At 62.3% G+C, this 14,110-nt stretch carries 12 protein-coding genes; 10 read left to right on the top strand and 2 right to left on the bottom strand.

The genetic code is table 11. From position 1 onward, the window contains the following. Nucleotides 1-31 precede the first annotated feature (31 nt). Both nusA and Q0K07_RS02000 read right to left on the bottom strand, forming a co-directional pair. Nucleotides 32-1,312, bottom strand: a complete 1,281-nt coding sequence (gene nusA / locus Q0K07_RS02005) for a transcription termination factor NusA (RefSeq protein WP_294555699.1) — start codon at nucleotides 1,310-1,312, stop codon at nucleotides 32-34. Further along, on the bottom strand, nucleotides 1,309-1,941 hold the full coding sequence (locus tag Q0K07_RS02000; protein ID WP_294555698.1) for a ribosome maturation factor: 633 nt from the start codon (nucleotides 1,939-1,941) through the stop codon (nucleotides 1,309-1,311). The genes nusA and Q0K07_RS02000 overlap by 4 nt, the downstream gene beginning before the upstream one ends. Before the next feature lie 502 nt (nucleotides 1,942-2,443). On the opposite strand from Q0K07_RS02000, the gene Q0K07_RS01995 reads away from it, so the two are divergent. The 10 genes from Q0K07_RS01995 to rpsO all read left to right on the top strand — a co-directional run bounded on the left by Q0K07_RS01995 (nucleotide 2,444) and on the right by rpsO (nucleotide 13,961). Then, nucleotides 2,444-4,732 carry an anaerobic ribonucleoside triphosphate reductase gene (locus tag Q0K07_RS01995; RefSeq protein ID WP_294555696.1) on the top strand — a complete coding sequence of 763 codons (2,289 nt, stop codon included), beginning with the start codon at nucleotides 2,444-2,446 and terminating at the stop codon, nucleotides 4,730-4,732. An 11-nt stretch (nucleotides 4,733-4,743) separates the two neighbouring features. Next, complete coding sequence (gene nrdD / locus Q0K07_RS01990) at nucleotides 4,744-4,929, top strand: anaerobic ribonucleoside-triphosphate reductase (protein WP_077073998.1); 186 nt, start codon at nucleotides 4,744-4,746, stop codon at nucleotides 4,927-4,929. Nucleotides 4,930-5,236: 307 nt separating this feature from the next. Continuing rightward, the gene (locus Q0K07_RS01985; RefSeq protein WP_294555692.1) at nucleotides 5,237-7,249 is read left to right on the top strand and encodes a cation:proton antiporter; all 2,013 of its coding nucleotides are present in this window, start codon (nucleotides 5,237-5,239) and stop codon (nucleotides 7,247-7,249) included. After that, a complete protein-coding gene (dprA, locus tag Q0K07_RS01980) occupies nucleotides 7,246-8,523 on the top strand; it encodes a DNA-processing protein DprA (RefSeq protein ID WP_294555690.1) in 1,278 nt (425 codons plus the stop codon). The genes Q0K07_RS01985 and dprA overlap by 4 nt, the downstream gene beginning before the upstream one ends. Next, on the top strand, nucleotides 8,520-9,506 hold the full coding sequence (locus tag Q0K07_RS01975) for a tyrosine recombinase XerC (protein ID WP_294555688.1): 987 nt from the start codon (nucleotides 8,520-8,522) through the stop codon (nucleotides 9,504-9,506). Before dprA ends, Q0K07_RS01975 begins: the two co-directional genes overlap by 4 nt. A gap of 105 nt (nucleotides 9,507-9,611) precedes the next feature. Further along, nucleotides 9,612-10,409, top strand: coding sequence for a type III pantothenate kinase (locus Q0K07_RS01970; protein ID WP_294555685.1), 798 nt, complete (start codon nucleotides 9,612-9,614; stop codon nucleotides 10,407-10,409). Nucleotides 10,410-10,463: 54 nt separating this feature from the next. Next, nucleotides 10,464-11,780, top strand: coding sequence for a phosphopyruvate hydratase (gene eno / locus Q0K07_RS01965; RefSeq protein WP_294555682.1), 1,317 nt, complete (start codon nucleotides 10,464-10,466; stop codon nucleotides 11,778-11,780). 109 nt (nucleotides 11,781-11,889) lie between these two features. Then, the gene (locus Q0K07_RS01960; protein ID WP_294555680.1) at nucleotides 11,890-12,582 is read left to right on the top strand and encodes an outer-membrane lipoprotein carrier protein LolA; all 693 of its coding nucleotides are present in this window, start codon (nucleotides 11,890-11,892) and stop codon (nucleotides 12,580-12,582) included. Nucleotides 12,583-12,731: 149 nt separating this feature from the next. Further along, entirely contained in the window at nucleotides 12,732-13,658 is a 927-nt protein-coding gene (gene truB / locus Q0K07_RS01955; RefSeq protein WP_294555678.1) for a tRNA pseudouridine(55) synthase TruB, read from the top strand. Nucleotides 13,659-13,697: 39 nt separating this feature from the next. After that, nucleotides 13,698-13,961 carry a 30S ribosomal protein S15 gene (gene rpsO, locus Q0K07_RS01950; protein WP_144277213.1) on the top strand — a complete coding sequence of 88 codons (264 nt, stop codon included), beginning with the start codon at nucleotides 13,698-13,700 and terminating at the stop codon, nucleotides 13,959-13,961. Nucleotides 13,962-14,110 lie beyond the last annotated feature (149 nt).

The following is a 14,110-nucleotide window of genomic DNA, read 5'->3' as shown; positions in this document are numbered from 1 at the left end:
GCGGACGGGCCCCTGCCTTTCCGCCATGCTGCTATTCCTCTCCCGCTTCCGTTTTTTCCTCTTCCACGGAATCGCCTTCCACCACGGGGCTGAGGAAGTTCACGGCGGCGCGCAGATCGGCAATGCGCGCATCGGTAAGATCCAGCTTTTCCGCAAGTTCCGCGTCGGTGGCGCCGCGCAGGGCGTCGAGGGAACGGAACCCGGCTTCCATCAGCTTGTCCACCGGAATCTCGGCCACGCTGGCCACCTGTTCCAGACCGCGTCCGGCGGCATTGGCCTCATGGTAGCGGGATTCGGTGAAGATATCGATCTTCCAGCCCAGCAGCTTGGCCGCGAGCTTGACGTTCTGACCCTTGCGGCCGATGGCGTTGGTGAGCTGATCGTCCGGCACGGTGACTTCCAGAAGATTGGCGGCCTCGTCCACATTGATGCGGGAAACCACGGCCGGAGCCAGAGCATTGCGGGCATAGGTGGCGATATCGGGGTTCCACACCACGATGTCGATGCGCTCGCCGTGCAGCTCCTGCACGATGTTCTGAATGCGGGAACCGCGCACGCCCACGCAGGCGCCCACGGCGTCGATGTCGCGCTCACGGGAGAGCACGGCCACCTTCGCGCGGGAACCGGGATCGCGGGCCACGCCCATGATCTGCACGCTGCCGTCATCCACTTCCGGTACTTCGCGGCGGAACAGGGCCGCCATGTAGTCGCGGTGCGCGCGGGAAATGATGACCTGCGGGCCGCGGCCTTCGCGGCGCACGTCGATGATGAGGGCCTGGATGCGGTCGTTGCGCTTGTAATGTTCGCGGGGAATCTGCTCCTCGCGGGGAAGCAGCGCTTCGGTGCGGCCGAGATTGATGACCCAGCCGCCCTTGTCGCGGCGCTGCACCATGCCGCTGACGATTTCACCCACGCGGTCCTTGAATTCCTCATAGATGAGTTCCTGCTCGGCGTCGCGCATACGCTGAATGATGACCTGCTTGGCGGACTGGGCGGCAATGCGGCCGAGATCCTCCACCTTGAGGCGGAAGCCCATTTCGTCGTCGATCTGGATGGAGGGATCGTGCTGACGCGCCTCTTCCAGAGAAATCTGGGTGAGCGGGTCTTCCACCTCATCCACCACGAACTTGAACTGGAAGACCTCGATGTCCCCGGTATCGTCGCTGTAATGTACTTCCACGTCCAGATCGTCGCCGTACTTGCGCGTTACGGAGGTGCGCACGGCTTCTTCGAGGGTGCTGACGAGCATGTCGCGGTCAAGCCCCCTGTCCTTGCTGATCTGTTCAATGGCTTTCTTCAGTTCCAGGCTCATGCTTTTTTACCTCCGCCTTTGCCGGACGCTTTCTTTGCGTTCTTTCCGGCTCCGGGCTTGCTGGTGTCAGGAAAAACGGGAATGAGGCGCGCCTTTTTGACCTGATTCCAGCGGATGACCACATCCGCAGGCTCGGGCTTTTCGCCCGAGGCAGGCGCAAGAAGCACCTCCATGATGAACTGCCCGTCGGAAACGGACTTGAGCGGCCCCTTGAACCTGCGCCGCCCGGGAATATCGGGATGCGGGTCCGCAAGCGTCACGTCGATGTCGCTCCCCGCATAGGAAGCAAGCTGGGCGGGCTCGAAAAACATACGGTCCAGACCGGGGGAAGACACTTCCAGCACCCAGGCGTCGGAAAATACCTCGTCGACTTCCAGGGCCAGTCCGACCATGCGGGAAATTTCCGCGCACTGATCGACGGAAACGCCCTCCAGCACGCCGTCTTCGCCGTTTCCGGCCTCTGCGGCACCGGCACGGCCCGCCGGAGCGTCCACATACACGCGCACCACCGTGCGCCCTCCGGCCACCACTTCAATGCCCCAGAGCATCAGGCCGAAAGAAGCTATCACAGGTTCCGCCGCTTCACGGACACGGCGGATGATCTGTTCAGCAGAAAGACCTTTTCCCATGCATCATACCTTATATAATAAAAAAAGGGAGGCCGTCGTCAGGCCACCCTACCAGACCGCCTTGCGCGGTGCATCAGGATGTAAGAAAGGCAAGATCCGGAATGGACCTCACCTTCCACTGCGTGGAACCCTTTTACCCGTGACTTCGTCCCTTGTCAAGAGTGCGACGCGCCCCGTCCGGGCCCGCTTCCCGCACAAAAAATTTTTTTAGAATGCGCCGAAGCCGCGCCCTCAGTCGAATCTCATGAACGGAACTTCCGCTAAGCTTCCGTTCTTTTCGGAACGACGCTTGACCCGCTCCTTCCGGCAGGCTAGGCTCTTCTTCTCAGGTTCGGGAAAGATGGGTTCCCGTTCCTTGGAAGACGCCTGAAAACCTTGTTCGCAGAATTTGGAATTCCGGCTGTTTTTGTCAGTATAGCCAAACAGTTATTGTAACGCCGAATATCCGGCGCATACCCTGGCCCCGGCCAGGATAAAAGGTTCAGAGGTTTCAGAAAAGGTTATGATCCGCTTCATCAAGAAACGAGATTCGCGCGTAGTTCCTTTCGACATAGCCAAGATAGATGAGGCGATCTTTCGTGCGGCAAAAGCTCAGGGCGGCACCGACCGCGCCATGTCCCGCAACCTTGCCGACCAGGTGCTCGACATGCTCGAAGCCGAAGGCAACGACACCCCCGACGTGGAGCATGTGCAGGATCTGGTGGAAAAGGTCCTCATCGAAGCCGGTCATGCCCGTACCGCCAAGGCCTACATCCTGTATCGCAACGAACGCACCCGCGTGCGCGAAATGAAGACCCGCCTCATGAACACGCTGAAGGATCTTTCCTTCACCGATGCCAAGGAACTGGACCTCAAGCGTGAGAACGCCAATATCGACGGCGACACGCCCATGGGCACCATGCTCCGCTACGGCAGCGAGGCAGCCAAGGCCTTCTACAAGAATTATCTGCTCTCGCCCGAGTTCAGCCGCGCCCACGAGGAAGGCGACATCCATATTCACGACCTCGATTTCCTGTCGCTGACCACGACCTGCTGCCAGATCGACATCAAGAAGCTGTTCAACGGCGGCTTCAACACCGGTCACGGCTTCCTGCGCGAGCCCAACAGCATTCAGTGCGCAAGCGCCCTGGCCTGCATCGCCATTCAGTCCAACCAGAACGATCAGCACGGCGGACAGAGCATTCCCAACTTTGAATACGGCCTCGCTCCCGGCGTGGCCCGCAGCTTCATCAAGAACATCGACCTTGCCCTCGACATGCGCGACGCCCCCGAGGATTTCCGCGGCGAAGTGAAGAGCGCCCTGCGCGCCTATTCCTTCCCCACCGGGGAATACGCCTCCTTCCGTTCCATCCTCAATGAGGAAGGGCTCGCCTTCGTGCGCGAAACGCTCACCCGGCGCCTGCCTGCGGCCGAAGCCGACCATGTCATCGAAAAGGCCATCGCCAAGACGGACAGAGACACCTACCAGGCCATGGAAGGGCTGCTGCACAACCTGAACACCATGCACAGCCGCGCCGGCGCGCAGGTGCCCTTCAGCTCCATCAACTACGGCACGGACACCTCGCCCGAAGGCCGCATGGTCATCAAGAACACCCTTCTGGCCGAAGATGCGGGACTCGGCAACGGCGAAACGCCCATTTTCCCCATCCACATCTTCAAGGTACGCGAAGGCTACAGCTTCAACCCCACCGATCCCAACTACGATCTGTTCAAGCTGGCCTGCCGCGTGTCCGCCAAGCGTCTGTTCCCCAACTTCTCCTTCATGGATGCGCCGTTCAACGCCCCCTATCTCAAGGGCGACGACCCCAACCATGAAGTGGCCTATATGGGCTGCCGCACCCGCGTCATGGCCAACCGCTACGACAAGGACCGCGAAACCACCTTCGGCAGAGGCAACCTCTCCTTCACGTCCATCAACCTGCCCCGTCTGGGACTCAAGCATCGCGGGGACGTGGAAGGCTTTTTCGAGGAATTCAACGAAAAGATCACCCTGGTGTTCGACCAGCTTCTCGAAAGGCTGGAAATCCAGAGCCACAAGCGCTGCCGCAACTATCCCTTCCTCATGGGACAGGGCATCTGGCTGGATTCCGATGATCTCGCCCCCAACGACGAAGTGGGCGAAGTGCTCAAGCACGGTACGCTGACCACGGGCTTCATCGGCCTTGCCGAATGCCTGAAGGCGCTCATCGGCGTGCATCACGGCGAATCCGAAGAAGCGCAGGAACTCGGGCTGCGCATCGTGCGCACCCTGCGCGAACGGTCCGACGCCAAGGGTGAGGAAACCGGCCTGAACTTCACCGTCATCGCCACCCCGGCCGAAGGCCTCGCCGGCCGCTTCGTCAAGTACGACCGCAAGCTCTTCGGCAGCATTCCGGGCATCACCGACAGGGACTACTACACCAACTCCTTCCACATCCCGGTGTATTTCCCCATCAACGCCTTCAACAAGCTGCGCCTTGAAGCGCCCTATCACGCGCTCACCAACGGCGGCCACATCAGCTATGTGGAAGTGGACGGTGACCCGCTCAACAACCTCCAGGCCTTCGAAGACATCGTCAAGGCCATGAAGGAAATGGGCATAGGCTACGGTTCCATCAACCACCCTGTGGACCGCGACCCGGTCTGCGGTTATACTGGCATCATCGGCGATGTCTGCCCCCGTTGCGGGCGCCATGACGGCGAAGGCATCCCCCTTTCCGTTCTGAAACAGATCAAGGGCTACATCCACGACAGCCGCAACAGCGACGAACGCAGCGAAGCCCACGACAAAATTGCGAATATCAAACTCTAAGGAGCGTTCTCATGGTTCATTGCAAATCCGATGTGGCTGCCGCCACCGACCAGATTCTCGTCGGTTCCAATGTCAAGTTCGAGCGTATCCGCCGCATCACCGGGTACCTCGTGGGTACGCTCGACCGCTTCAACGACGGCAAGGCCGCCGAAGAACGCGACCGCGTGAAGCATTGCAGCATGGATAACTGGAAGTAGTTCTTCCGCAACACCTTCAAACGACGGAGGTGGGCATTCCCCGCCTCCGTTTTTTTTGTCTCTGAAAAAAAAACTCCGCCGCGGCGCAGGGCACGGGCCGCCTGCCCGTGGCGGGCGCAGGGCCTCCGCCTGAAAAAACGCCCTCTCCTTCTTCGTCAGAAACCGGGCTTCCCAAGGCATTCCGGGCGCATCCCTTTCCCGCTCCGTTGCGATTTCTGAAAAAAAGCTCTATAGAATACCGATTCCGGCGGAACCAGATTCCGCCGTCTTCCTCCTCTCCCGGAGGACTCCGCAGGATGGACTCGCCATGGAAGAGCTGATACTCCACGAAATCGTCGTACTGTTTATTCTTTCCATCATCGTCGTTCTGGTCTGCCTCCGCTTCCGCCTGCCCTCCATTGTGGGCTTTCTGCTTACCGGCGTGCTGTGCGGGCCTTCCGCCCTCGGACTCATTCCCAGCCCGGAAGCCGTGGACACCATGGCCGACGTGGGCGTGGCCTTCCTCATGTTCTCCATAGGCATGGAGCTTTCCGGCAAGGAACTGGTACGCCTGAAAAAGCCCCTCTTTCTCGGCGGTTCCTCCCAGGTGCTTCTGACCACGGCCTTCGTGTTCGCCCTCACCTTCTGGTGGTGCGGCCCGCGGCTCGGCATCGTGTACGGCTGCATGGTCACGCTTTCCTCCACGGCCATAGTGCTGAGCATTCTGCAGCAGAAGGCGCTCACCGAATCCCCGCAGGGGCAGGTATGCCTTGCCGTGCTCATTTTCCAGGACCTCGCCATCGTGCCCATGGTGCTCATCTTCCCCCTGCTCACCGGCGGGCTGGAACTCGACATGAATTCCATGATCCTTGCCGCAGGCAAGGGCCTTCTCGTCATCAGCGGCATCCTGCTCTTCGGCAAGTTCATCCTGCACCGCCTCATGTTCAGCGTGGTGCGTACCCGCAGCCGCGAACTCATGATCATGACCACGCTGGGCCTCTGCCTCGCCGTGGCGCTCATCACCTCCTGGCTCGGCCTTTCTCTGGCGCTGGGGGCCTTTCTGGCCGGTCTCATGATGGCGGAGTCGGAATACAGCCTCAACACGCTGGAGAGCATCCTGCCCTTCAAGGAGGTCTTCTCCAGCATCTTCTTCATTTCCGTGGGCATGCTGCTCAACGTGGGCTTCTTCCTTTCCCATCTGCCCGTCATCGCCCTGTGTGCGGCGGGCATCATTGCGGCCAAGATACTCATGGCCGTCCCTGCCGTGCGCATACTGCAGTATTCCATGCGCACGGCGCTGCTTGCCGCCTTCAGTCTGGCGCAGGTGGGAGAATTCTCCTTCGTGCTTGCCAAGTCCGCCCTCGGTCTCGAACTCATCAGCAACGACGCCTATCAGATTTTCCTGGCCGCCAGCATCCTGACCATGGTGCTCACGCCCCTGCTCATCGGCGTTGCCCCGAAGGTGGCGGGAGTCATTCTGAAGCGGCCCGACGTGCAGACGGCGGAAGCCGCGGCCGGAGAAGAGACGGAAGTCACGGATGCGGAAGGCTCCCGCATCATCCGCGACGGGCGTCTGCTCAAGGATCACCTCATCATCATAGGCTTCGGCATAGGCGGACAGATCATGGCCCACGGCGCAAAGCGCTGCGGCATCCCCTACATCATTTCCGAAATGAATCCCGACACCGTGGCGCGCTACCGCGACACGGAGCCCATACGCCACGGTGACGCCTCCTTCCCCCTGGTGCTCGCGCATCTCGGCGCGGCCACGGCAAGAACGCTCGCCATACTCACCTCCGATCCTGCGGGAAGCCGCGCCATCATCGCCAACGCCCGGGCCATGAATCCTTCCCTGCACATCATCGTGCGCACACGCTTCCTGGGCAATCTGAACTCCTACAGGGCGGTGGGGGCCAACGAGGTCATTCCCGAGGAATTTGAAACCTCGCTGGAAGTGTTCGCCCGTGTGCTGAACCACTATCTCGTGCCGCGCCAGACCATCGACGAATACGTCTCCGCCATACGCCGCGAAAACTACGGCATGCAGCGCAGGCTCGGCATGGGCGGTTCCATCATGGAAAGCCTGCCCGACCTTCAGCTTCAGGCCTACGAAGTGGAGGAAGGCAGTCCGGTGGCAGGCAGAACCCTTGCGGAAGCCGCCCTGCGCAAGGAGCACGGCGTCACCGCGGCGGGTGTGCGCCGGGGCGAGAGCATCAACAACAATCCCGATGCGCAGACACGTCTGCAGGCCGGAGACGTGGTCTACCTTCTGGCCACGCAGGAAGCCATGACCAAGGCGGCATGGCTCTTCCATGCCGAAACAGGGAGAGCGCGGGCATGACGGGTCCCGGCCTTGCCGGCCTCGATGAAGACGAGCGGCGGGAATACTGGGCCGCACTGGCCCTGCGCCGCACCCCGGGGCTGGGCAGCCGGAGCGCCTGCCTGCTGCTCCGGCATTTCGGCTCCGCCTACGAAGCCGTGACGCATCCCACCCTCTGGCCCGGGGCGGGCGTGCCCTCCCACAAGGCGGAAGCTCTGGTGCGCAACGACTGGCGCGCCGCGGCACGGCCGGAATGGGAGGCTGCGCGGAGCCTCGACGCCTCCATCATCCTGTGGACGGATCCGCGCTACCCCGCCCTTCTGAAGGAACTTCCCGACGCACCGGCCCTTTTCTACGCCAAAGGCGACCTTTCCCTGCTCGAAGGGCCCTGTGTCGCCGTCGTCGGCTCGCGGAACTGTTCCGGCGCGGCGCTCGATCTTGCCGCGCTCATGGCCGGAGAACTTTCCCGGGCCGGCGTCACCGTGGTTTCGGGGCTGGCCTTCGGTGTGGACGGATACGCCCACCGCGCCGCACTCTCCGGGCCGGGCCGCACCATAGCCGTCATGCCGGGCGGCGTGGACATGATCTTTCCCGCAAGGCACAGGGAACTGTACCTGCGCATGGCGGAGCGCGGCCTCATCGTCAGCGAAATGCCGCCCGGGAGCACGCCCGGCCCCGGGGCCTTCCCCGTGCGCAACCGCATCATCAGCGGGCTTTCCCTGGGCGTGCTCATGGTGGAGGCCGCACACGTCGCAAGCGGCAGCCTCATCACGGCGCGCCTTGCCGCCGAACAGGGACGAAACGTCTATGTGCCCTCGCCGGACGCCTTCCGCGGCCCGTACCGCGAGGGCACAAGAAAGCTGCTGCTTGAAGGGGCGCGCCCCGTATTCCGGGCGGCGGACATTCTTGCCGATCTCTTCCCGCACCTGAAGCATTCCCTGCAGGAAAAGCAGGCCTCCCTTCCGGAAAAAGCCCTCCCTGAGGCGGACTGCTCCGAACATCTCCCAGACCTGTGCCCGGCCGGAGCCTCCGCGCCCGCCCCGGAACAGGCCCGTGCTCCGGAAAAACCCTCCCCACGCCCGGCGGACGACCCCGCACCGGCCATGACGGAAGAGGAGGCGTATCTTCTTTCCTTTCTGCGTGAACAACCGCTTCTTCAGGATGACCTTCTCTACGCCGCACAGGACGGCGGCCGGGAATGGACAAGCGCAGGCGTCAGCGCCACGCTCATGATTCTGGAAGTGAAAAAACTGGTGCGCCGTCTTTCCGACGGCCGCTATGAGGCAGTGTCATGAGCCGCATCACGGAAATCACCGCTTCCCTGCCTGCCGGTCCGGCCGCCTTTCTGGCCTGGCTGGAATTTCAGAAAGGGGCCTCCGAAGCCACGGTGCAGGCCTATGCGCTGGATATTCTGGAGTTTGAAACCTACCTGCACGAGCTGGGCGCCACGCTGGAGCGGCCTTCCGAAATCACGCGGCAGATGGTGCAGGGCTTTTCCGCCTCCTTATTCCGGAAGAACATGGCCCGCTCCTCCATGGCGCGCAAGCTTTCCGCCCTGCGCTCCCTGTTCCGGCACCTGCACAGGCTGCACAAGATAGCCTCCGATCCCTGCTCCGGCGTGCGCAATCCCAGGCAGGATCAGCGGCATCCGGCCATGCTCAATGTGGATCAGACCTTCGCCCTGCTCGACAAGGAGCCTTCCGCCCCCCGCGCCCCTGCCGGGAACGCCTCCCCCGAAGACATCTTTCCTCTGCGGGACAAGGCCCTTCTGGAGCTGCTCTACGGTTCCGGCCTGCGTATCTCCGAGGCTCTCGGCCTGGATGTGAACGACATACGGCCACAGACAGGGCATGTCGTCGTCATGGGCAAGGGCAGCAAGCAGAGGCAGGTCCCCCTCAGCGACACCTGCATCGCCGCACTCTCGCGCTGGATCGCCGTGCGGAGCGAGGTGCCGCCCGCAAGGGGGGAACGCGCCCTCTTTCTGGGCAGACGCGGAAAAAGGCTGGACCGGCGCCAGGCCGCGCGCATTCTGGAAGAGCGGGCCACGGCCGCGGGCATAGTCCAGCACGTTTCCCCCCATGACCTGCGCCATTCCTTCGCCACGCATCTTCTGGAAGGGGGCGCGGATCTTCGCGCCGTTCAGGAACTTCTGGGCCACAGCCGCATCTCCACCACGCAGCGCTACACCCACCTCGACCTTGCCGCCCTCTCCCGCGTCTACGACGCCGCCCACCCCCTGGCCCGGCACGACGGAAAGGACGACGAGAAAAAGGCGTGAGGGCCGCCCTTTTCCGGCCACGGAGGAGCGGCATTTACCCATTGCACACGCAGCGAAGAAGGGGTAAACTCTTTTCTCCTTTTTCCTTTCCCGGGTGGTGCGCGCATGTCTGAACAACTTCTCCTTGCCGACATCGGCAATACCTGCATCAAGCTCGTCTTTGCCCGCCCCGACGCACTGGAAGCCGCCTATTCCCTGCCCACCAGGGCAGAACACACGGCCGACAGTCTGGGCCTCTCCCTCATCCAGCTTCTTTCCCTGCAGGGCCTTGCGGCAAAGGACATCACCGCCTGCGTGGTCTGTTCCGTCGTGCCCGACGTGAACACCCTGTTCCAGGAAGCGTGCCGCAGATACCTGCACAAGGACCCCCTTTCCTTCCCCGGCGACTTTGCCATCGACATGGTCAACGGCTACGATCAGCCGCAGGAAGTGGGCGCCGACCGCCTGCTTGCGGCCTTTGCGGCGCGCAGGCTCTTCCCGGACACGCCCTCCCTCATTTCCGTGGATTTCGGCACCGCCACCACCTTCGACTGCGTTTCCGGCAACACCTATCTCGGCGGGCTCATCTGTCCCGGACTTTTCTCCTCCCGCAACGCCCTTGCCGCCAACACGGCCAAGCTTCCGCGCATTTCCCTGGAAATGACGGATTCGCATGTGAGCATAGGGAAAAGCACCATCACCAGCATGAACCACGGTTTTCTCTTCGGCTTCGCCGCCATGACCGAAGGACTGTGCGAACGGCTGAAGGAACAGCTGCCCGGCCCCACCCTCGTCGTGGGCACGGGCGGCGCGGCGCACGACCTTGCAAAAATATGCCGGGCCTTCGATGTCATCAGGCCCGACCTCATTCTGGAAGGGCTCCGGCTGCTCTGGGCCGGAGGCGGGGCGCGCGCCTCACGATAGCATTCCGTTCTCTTACCCGGCTCTGTCCGGCCACATCTCCAAGGAGTTTCCTCAATGAACAACAGCACCATCACTTCCGTCTGGGCCCGCGAAATCCTCGATTCCCGCGGCAACCCCACTGTTGAAGTGGAAGTCAGCCTCGAATCCGGCCACGTCGGCCGCGCGGCCGTGCCTTCCGGCGCCTCCACCGGCAGCCGCGAAGCCCTCGAAATGCGCGACGGCGACAAGAGCCGCTACAAGGGCAAGGGCGTGACCCGCGCCGTGGAACATGTGAACGGTGAAATCGCCGAAGCCATCGTGGGCCTCGACGCCCTGCGTCAGGTGCAGGTGGACAATACCCTCATCGACCTCGACGGCACCGACAACAAGTCCCGCCTGGGCGCCAACGCCATGCTCGGCGTTTCCCTCGCCACCGCCCGCGCCGCTGCCGAATACCTCGGCCTGCCCCTGTACCAGTACCTCGGCGGCGTGAACGCCAAGATCATGCCCTCCCCCATGATGAACGTCATCAACGGCGGCGCGCATGCCCCGAACAACCTGGACATCCAGGAATTCATGATCATGCCCGTGGGCGCCAAGACCTTCGCCGACGCGCTGCGCATCGGTGCGGAAGTGTTCCACACCCTGAAGGCCATTCTCGCCAAGGACGGTCATGTCACCTCCGTGGGCGACGAGGGCGGTTTCGCCCCCAACCTGAAGAGCCACGACGAGGCCTTCAGCTACCTCATCAAGGCCATTGAGGCCGCCGGCTACATCCCCGGTGCGGAAGTGGCCCTCGGCATCGACGCCGCCTCCTCCGAATTCTACAAGGACGGCAAGTACGTCATCGCCGGCGAAGGCCTGGAACTCACCAGCGAGGAAATGGTGGACTGGCTGGAAGACTTCACCGAACGCTATCCGCTCATCTCCATTGAAGACGGCATGGCCGAAAACGACCGCGAAGGCTGGAAGCTGCTCACCGACCGCCTCGGCGACCACATCCAGCTCGTCGGCGACGACCTCTTCGTCACCAACCCCGACATTCTGGCCGAAGGCATTGAAGACGGCCTCGCCAACGCCGTGCTCATCAAGGTGAACCAGATCGGCACCCTCACCGAAACCCTGGACACCATTGAAATCGCCAAGAACGCCGGGTACGCCACCATTGTTTCCCACCGTTCCGGCGAAACCGAAGACACCTTCATCGCCGACCTTGCGGTGGGCACCAACTCCGGCCAGATCAAGACCGGCTCCGCCAGCCGTTCCGACCGCATCGCCAAGTACAACCAGCTTCTGCGCATTGAAGAAGAACTGAGCGATGTCAGCTTCTTCTTCGGCCCCATCCTCGCCGACAACTACGGACTCACCCAGTCCGACGACGAAGCCGAATAAGCATGCCGGGCGGGCATGCCCGCCCTTGTCAAGGAGCGGCCCGGTCTCTTCCGGGCCGCTCTCCTTCTACCGTTCCTTCCGGCCTCATGCCGGAGGATTGAGGTTTACCATGAGCAAGGCTCTGCGTATCCTGTTCTGTTCCCTCTTCGCCCTCTGCCTTTCCGCCGGGGGCGCCTTTGCCGCGGACATGTCCGCCACGGTGGCAAAAATGCAGGCCGCCTATGCCGCCATGCAGAGCTTCCGCGCCGATTTTTCGCAGCAGCTTCTGCAAAGGGAAAGCGGCGTGGTGGAAAAGCGCGAAGGCGTTCTTCTTTTCCAGAAGCCGCTTCGCGTGCGCTGGGAAACGGCCGCGCCCCATGCCGAACTTCTGATGGTGACGGACAAGGAAATCTGGAACTACCTGCCCGACGAGGAACTGGCCTACCGCTATTCCCGCGAGCTTGCCGAGGATTCCCGTTCCCTCATTCAGGTCATCACCGGCCAGAGCGCCCTTTCCCGCGATTTCGACGTGGAATCCGCCCAGTCCCCGGAAGACGGCGATCTCATTCATCTGCTGCTCTATCCCAAGGACCCCACCACGGAGCTGACCGAAGCGCAGCTGTGGCTCGACCCGAAGACGTCCCTCATCCGCCGCGCCATGGTCATGGACTTCTACGGAAACACCAACACCATCGAGCTGAAGAACCTGAAGCCCGATGCCTCCGTGTCCGACAAGGACTTCCGCTTCACGCCTCCCAGGGGCACGGAAGTGGAAGACCATGTGGAAGCGGCCCATCCCGTGGAAAGGCCCCTTCTGAACTAGCCTGCGGCATCTGAGAAAGGCCCCTGTCTTCTCCGCGCCCGGAACATGGCGGCGCCTGAACGCCCCTTTTCCGGACGCGCTTTTCCCGCGTGCGGCCCCCCTGCGGGGGCTGGACTATCCCGACAATTAAAGGTACACACATTCTTCGCATGGAACAACAGCACGGCATACTGGTACTCAACAAACCCAAGGGGCTCAGCTCCGCACAGTGCATTGCGCGGATCAAACGCCTCGGGCAGAAGAAAATCGGCCACGCCGGCACGCTCGACCCCATGGCCACAGGAGTGCTGCTCGTACTCCTCGGCCACGCCACCAAGCTTTCCGGGTATCTTCTGGAAGGCGGCGTCAAGACCTACGGCGGCACGCTGCGCCTCGGCGTGACCACCGACACCTGGGATGCGGAAGGTTCCATCGTCAGCGAAACGGCCCTCGGAGAGGACGACCTTGCCGAAGGTTCCGCGCTGGAGCAGGCTGCGAGAAACGAAGTCGCGGCCTGGCTTGAGGTGACGGAACAGCCTGTTCCGCCTTATTCCGCCGCAAAGCACCAGGGTCAGCCTTTGTACAAGCTTGCCCGTGCGGGCAAGGAAGTGCCCGCCAAGGTGAAACGCATACATGTTTCGTACGCCGATGTTCAATGGGTGAACATGCCGGACGTACGATTCCGGGTAACGTGCAGTTCCGGTTCCTACATACGGTCCCTGGCCCACAGCTTGGGGATTCGACTTGGGTGCGGAGCCATGCTCACGGAACTGACCCGGGAATACAGTCACCCGTTCGGACTGGACGTCGCCCACACGCTGGATGAGGTCCTCGCCGAGCCGGAGAAGCTGCCCGAATGGCTCATGCCCATCAGCGCCGCCCTGCCGGGATGGAAGAATCTTTCCATCGGCCCCGTGCAGGAAGCGAACCTGAGAAACGGCATCGCCGTTCCCCACACGCCGGAATTCGGAACCTTCCATCCCGGCGAACGCGCCCTCATCACGGCGCAGGACGGCTCGCCTCTGGCCCTGGCGGAAGCCCGCATGGACAGGGATCGCCCTGTCTGGGCAGTGCTTCGGGGGCTTTTTACCCACTAACCTCTGGCAGAAGCCAGAGAGGAGGATACCGCTGTGGCTATGGATTCCGCTCAGAAGCAGGCCGTTATCGCCCAGTTCGCCAAGCACGAAGGCGACACCGGCTCCGCTGAAGTTCAGATCGCCCTTCTTACCGCCCGCATCAACGGCCTCGCCGGCCACTTCAAGGCCAACAAGAAGGACTTTCATTCCCGCACCGGCCTGCTCAAGCTGGTCGGCCAGCGTCGCAAGATGCTGAACTACCTGAAGAAGACCGACATTCAGAGCTACCGTGCCCTGATCGAAAAGCTCGGCCTGCGCAAGTAGTCGCGACAAGGATCTGAAAGCAAGGGGGAGCGGGAGTCATTCCGCTCCCCCATCCTGCATGAACGGGGCAGCAGCCCCCAACCTCAACGCGAGGAAGGAGCATCCGCGAACAGAGGCGAAATTTTCGTCTTTCTTCACGGAGTCTCCTT

It is taken from the genome of uncultured Mailhella sp., assembly GCF_944324615.1.
Classification (GTDB): domain Bacteria; phylum Desulfobacterota; class Desulfovibrionia; order Desulfovibrionales; family Desulfovibrionaceae; genus Mailhella.
This window is presented reverse-complemented; position numbering and strand designations above follow the sequence as displayed.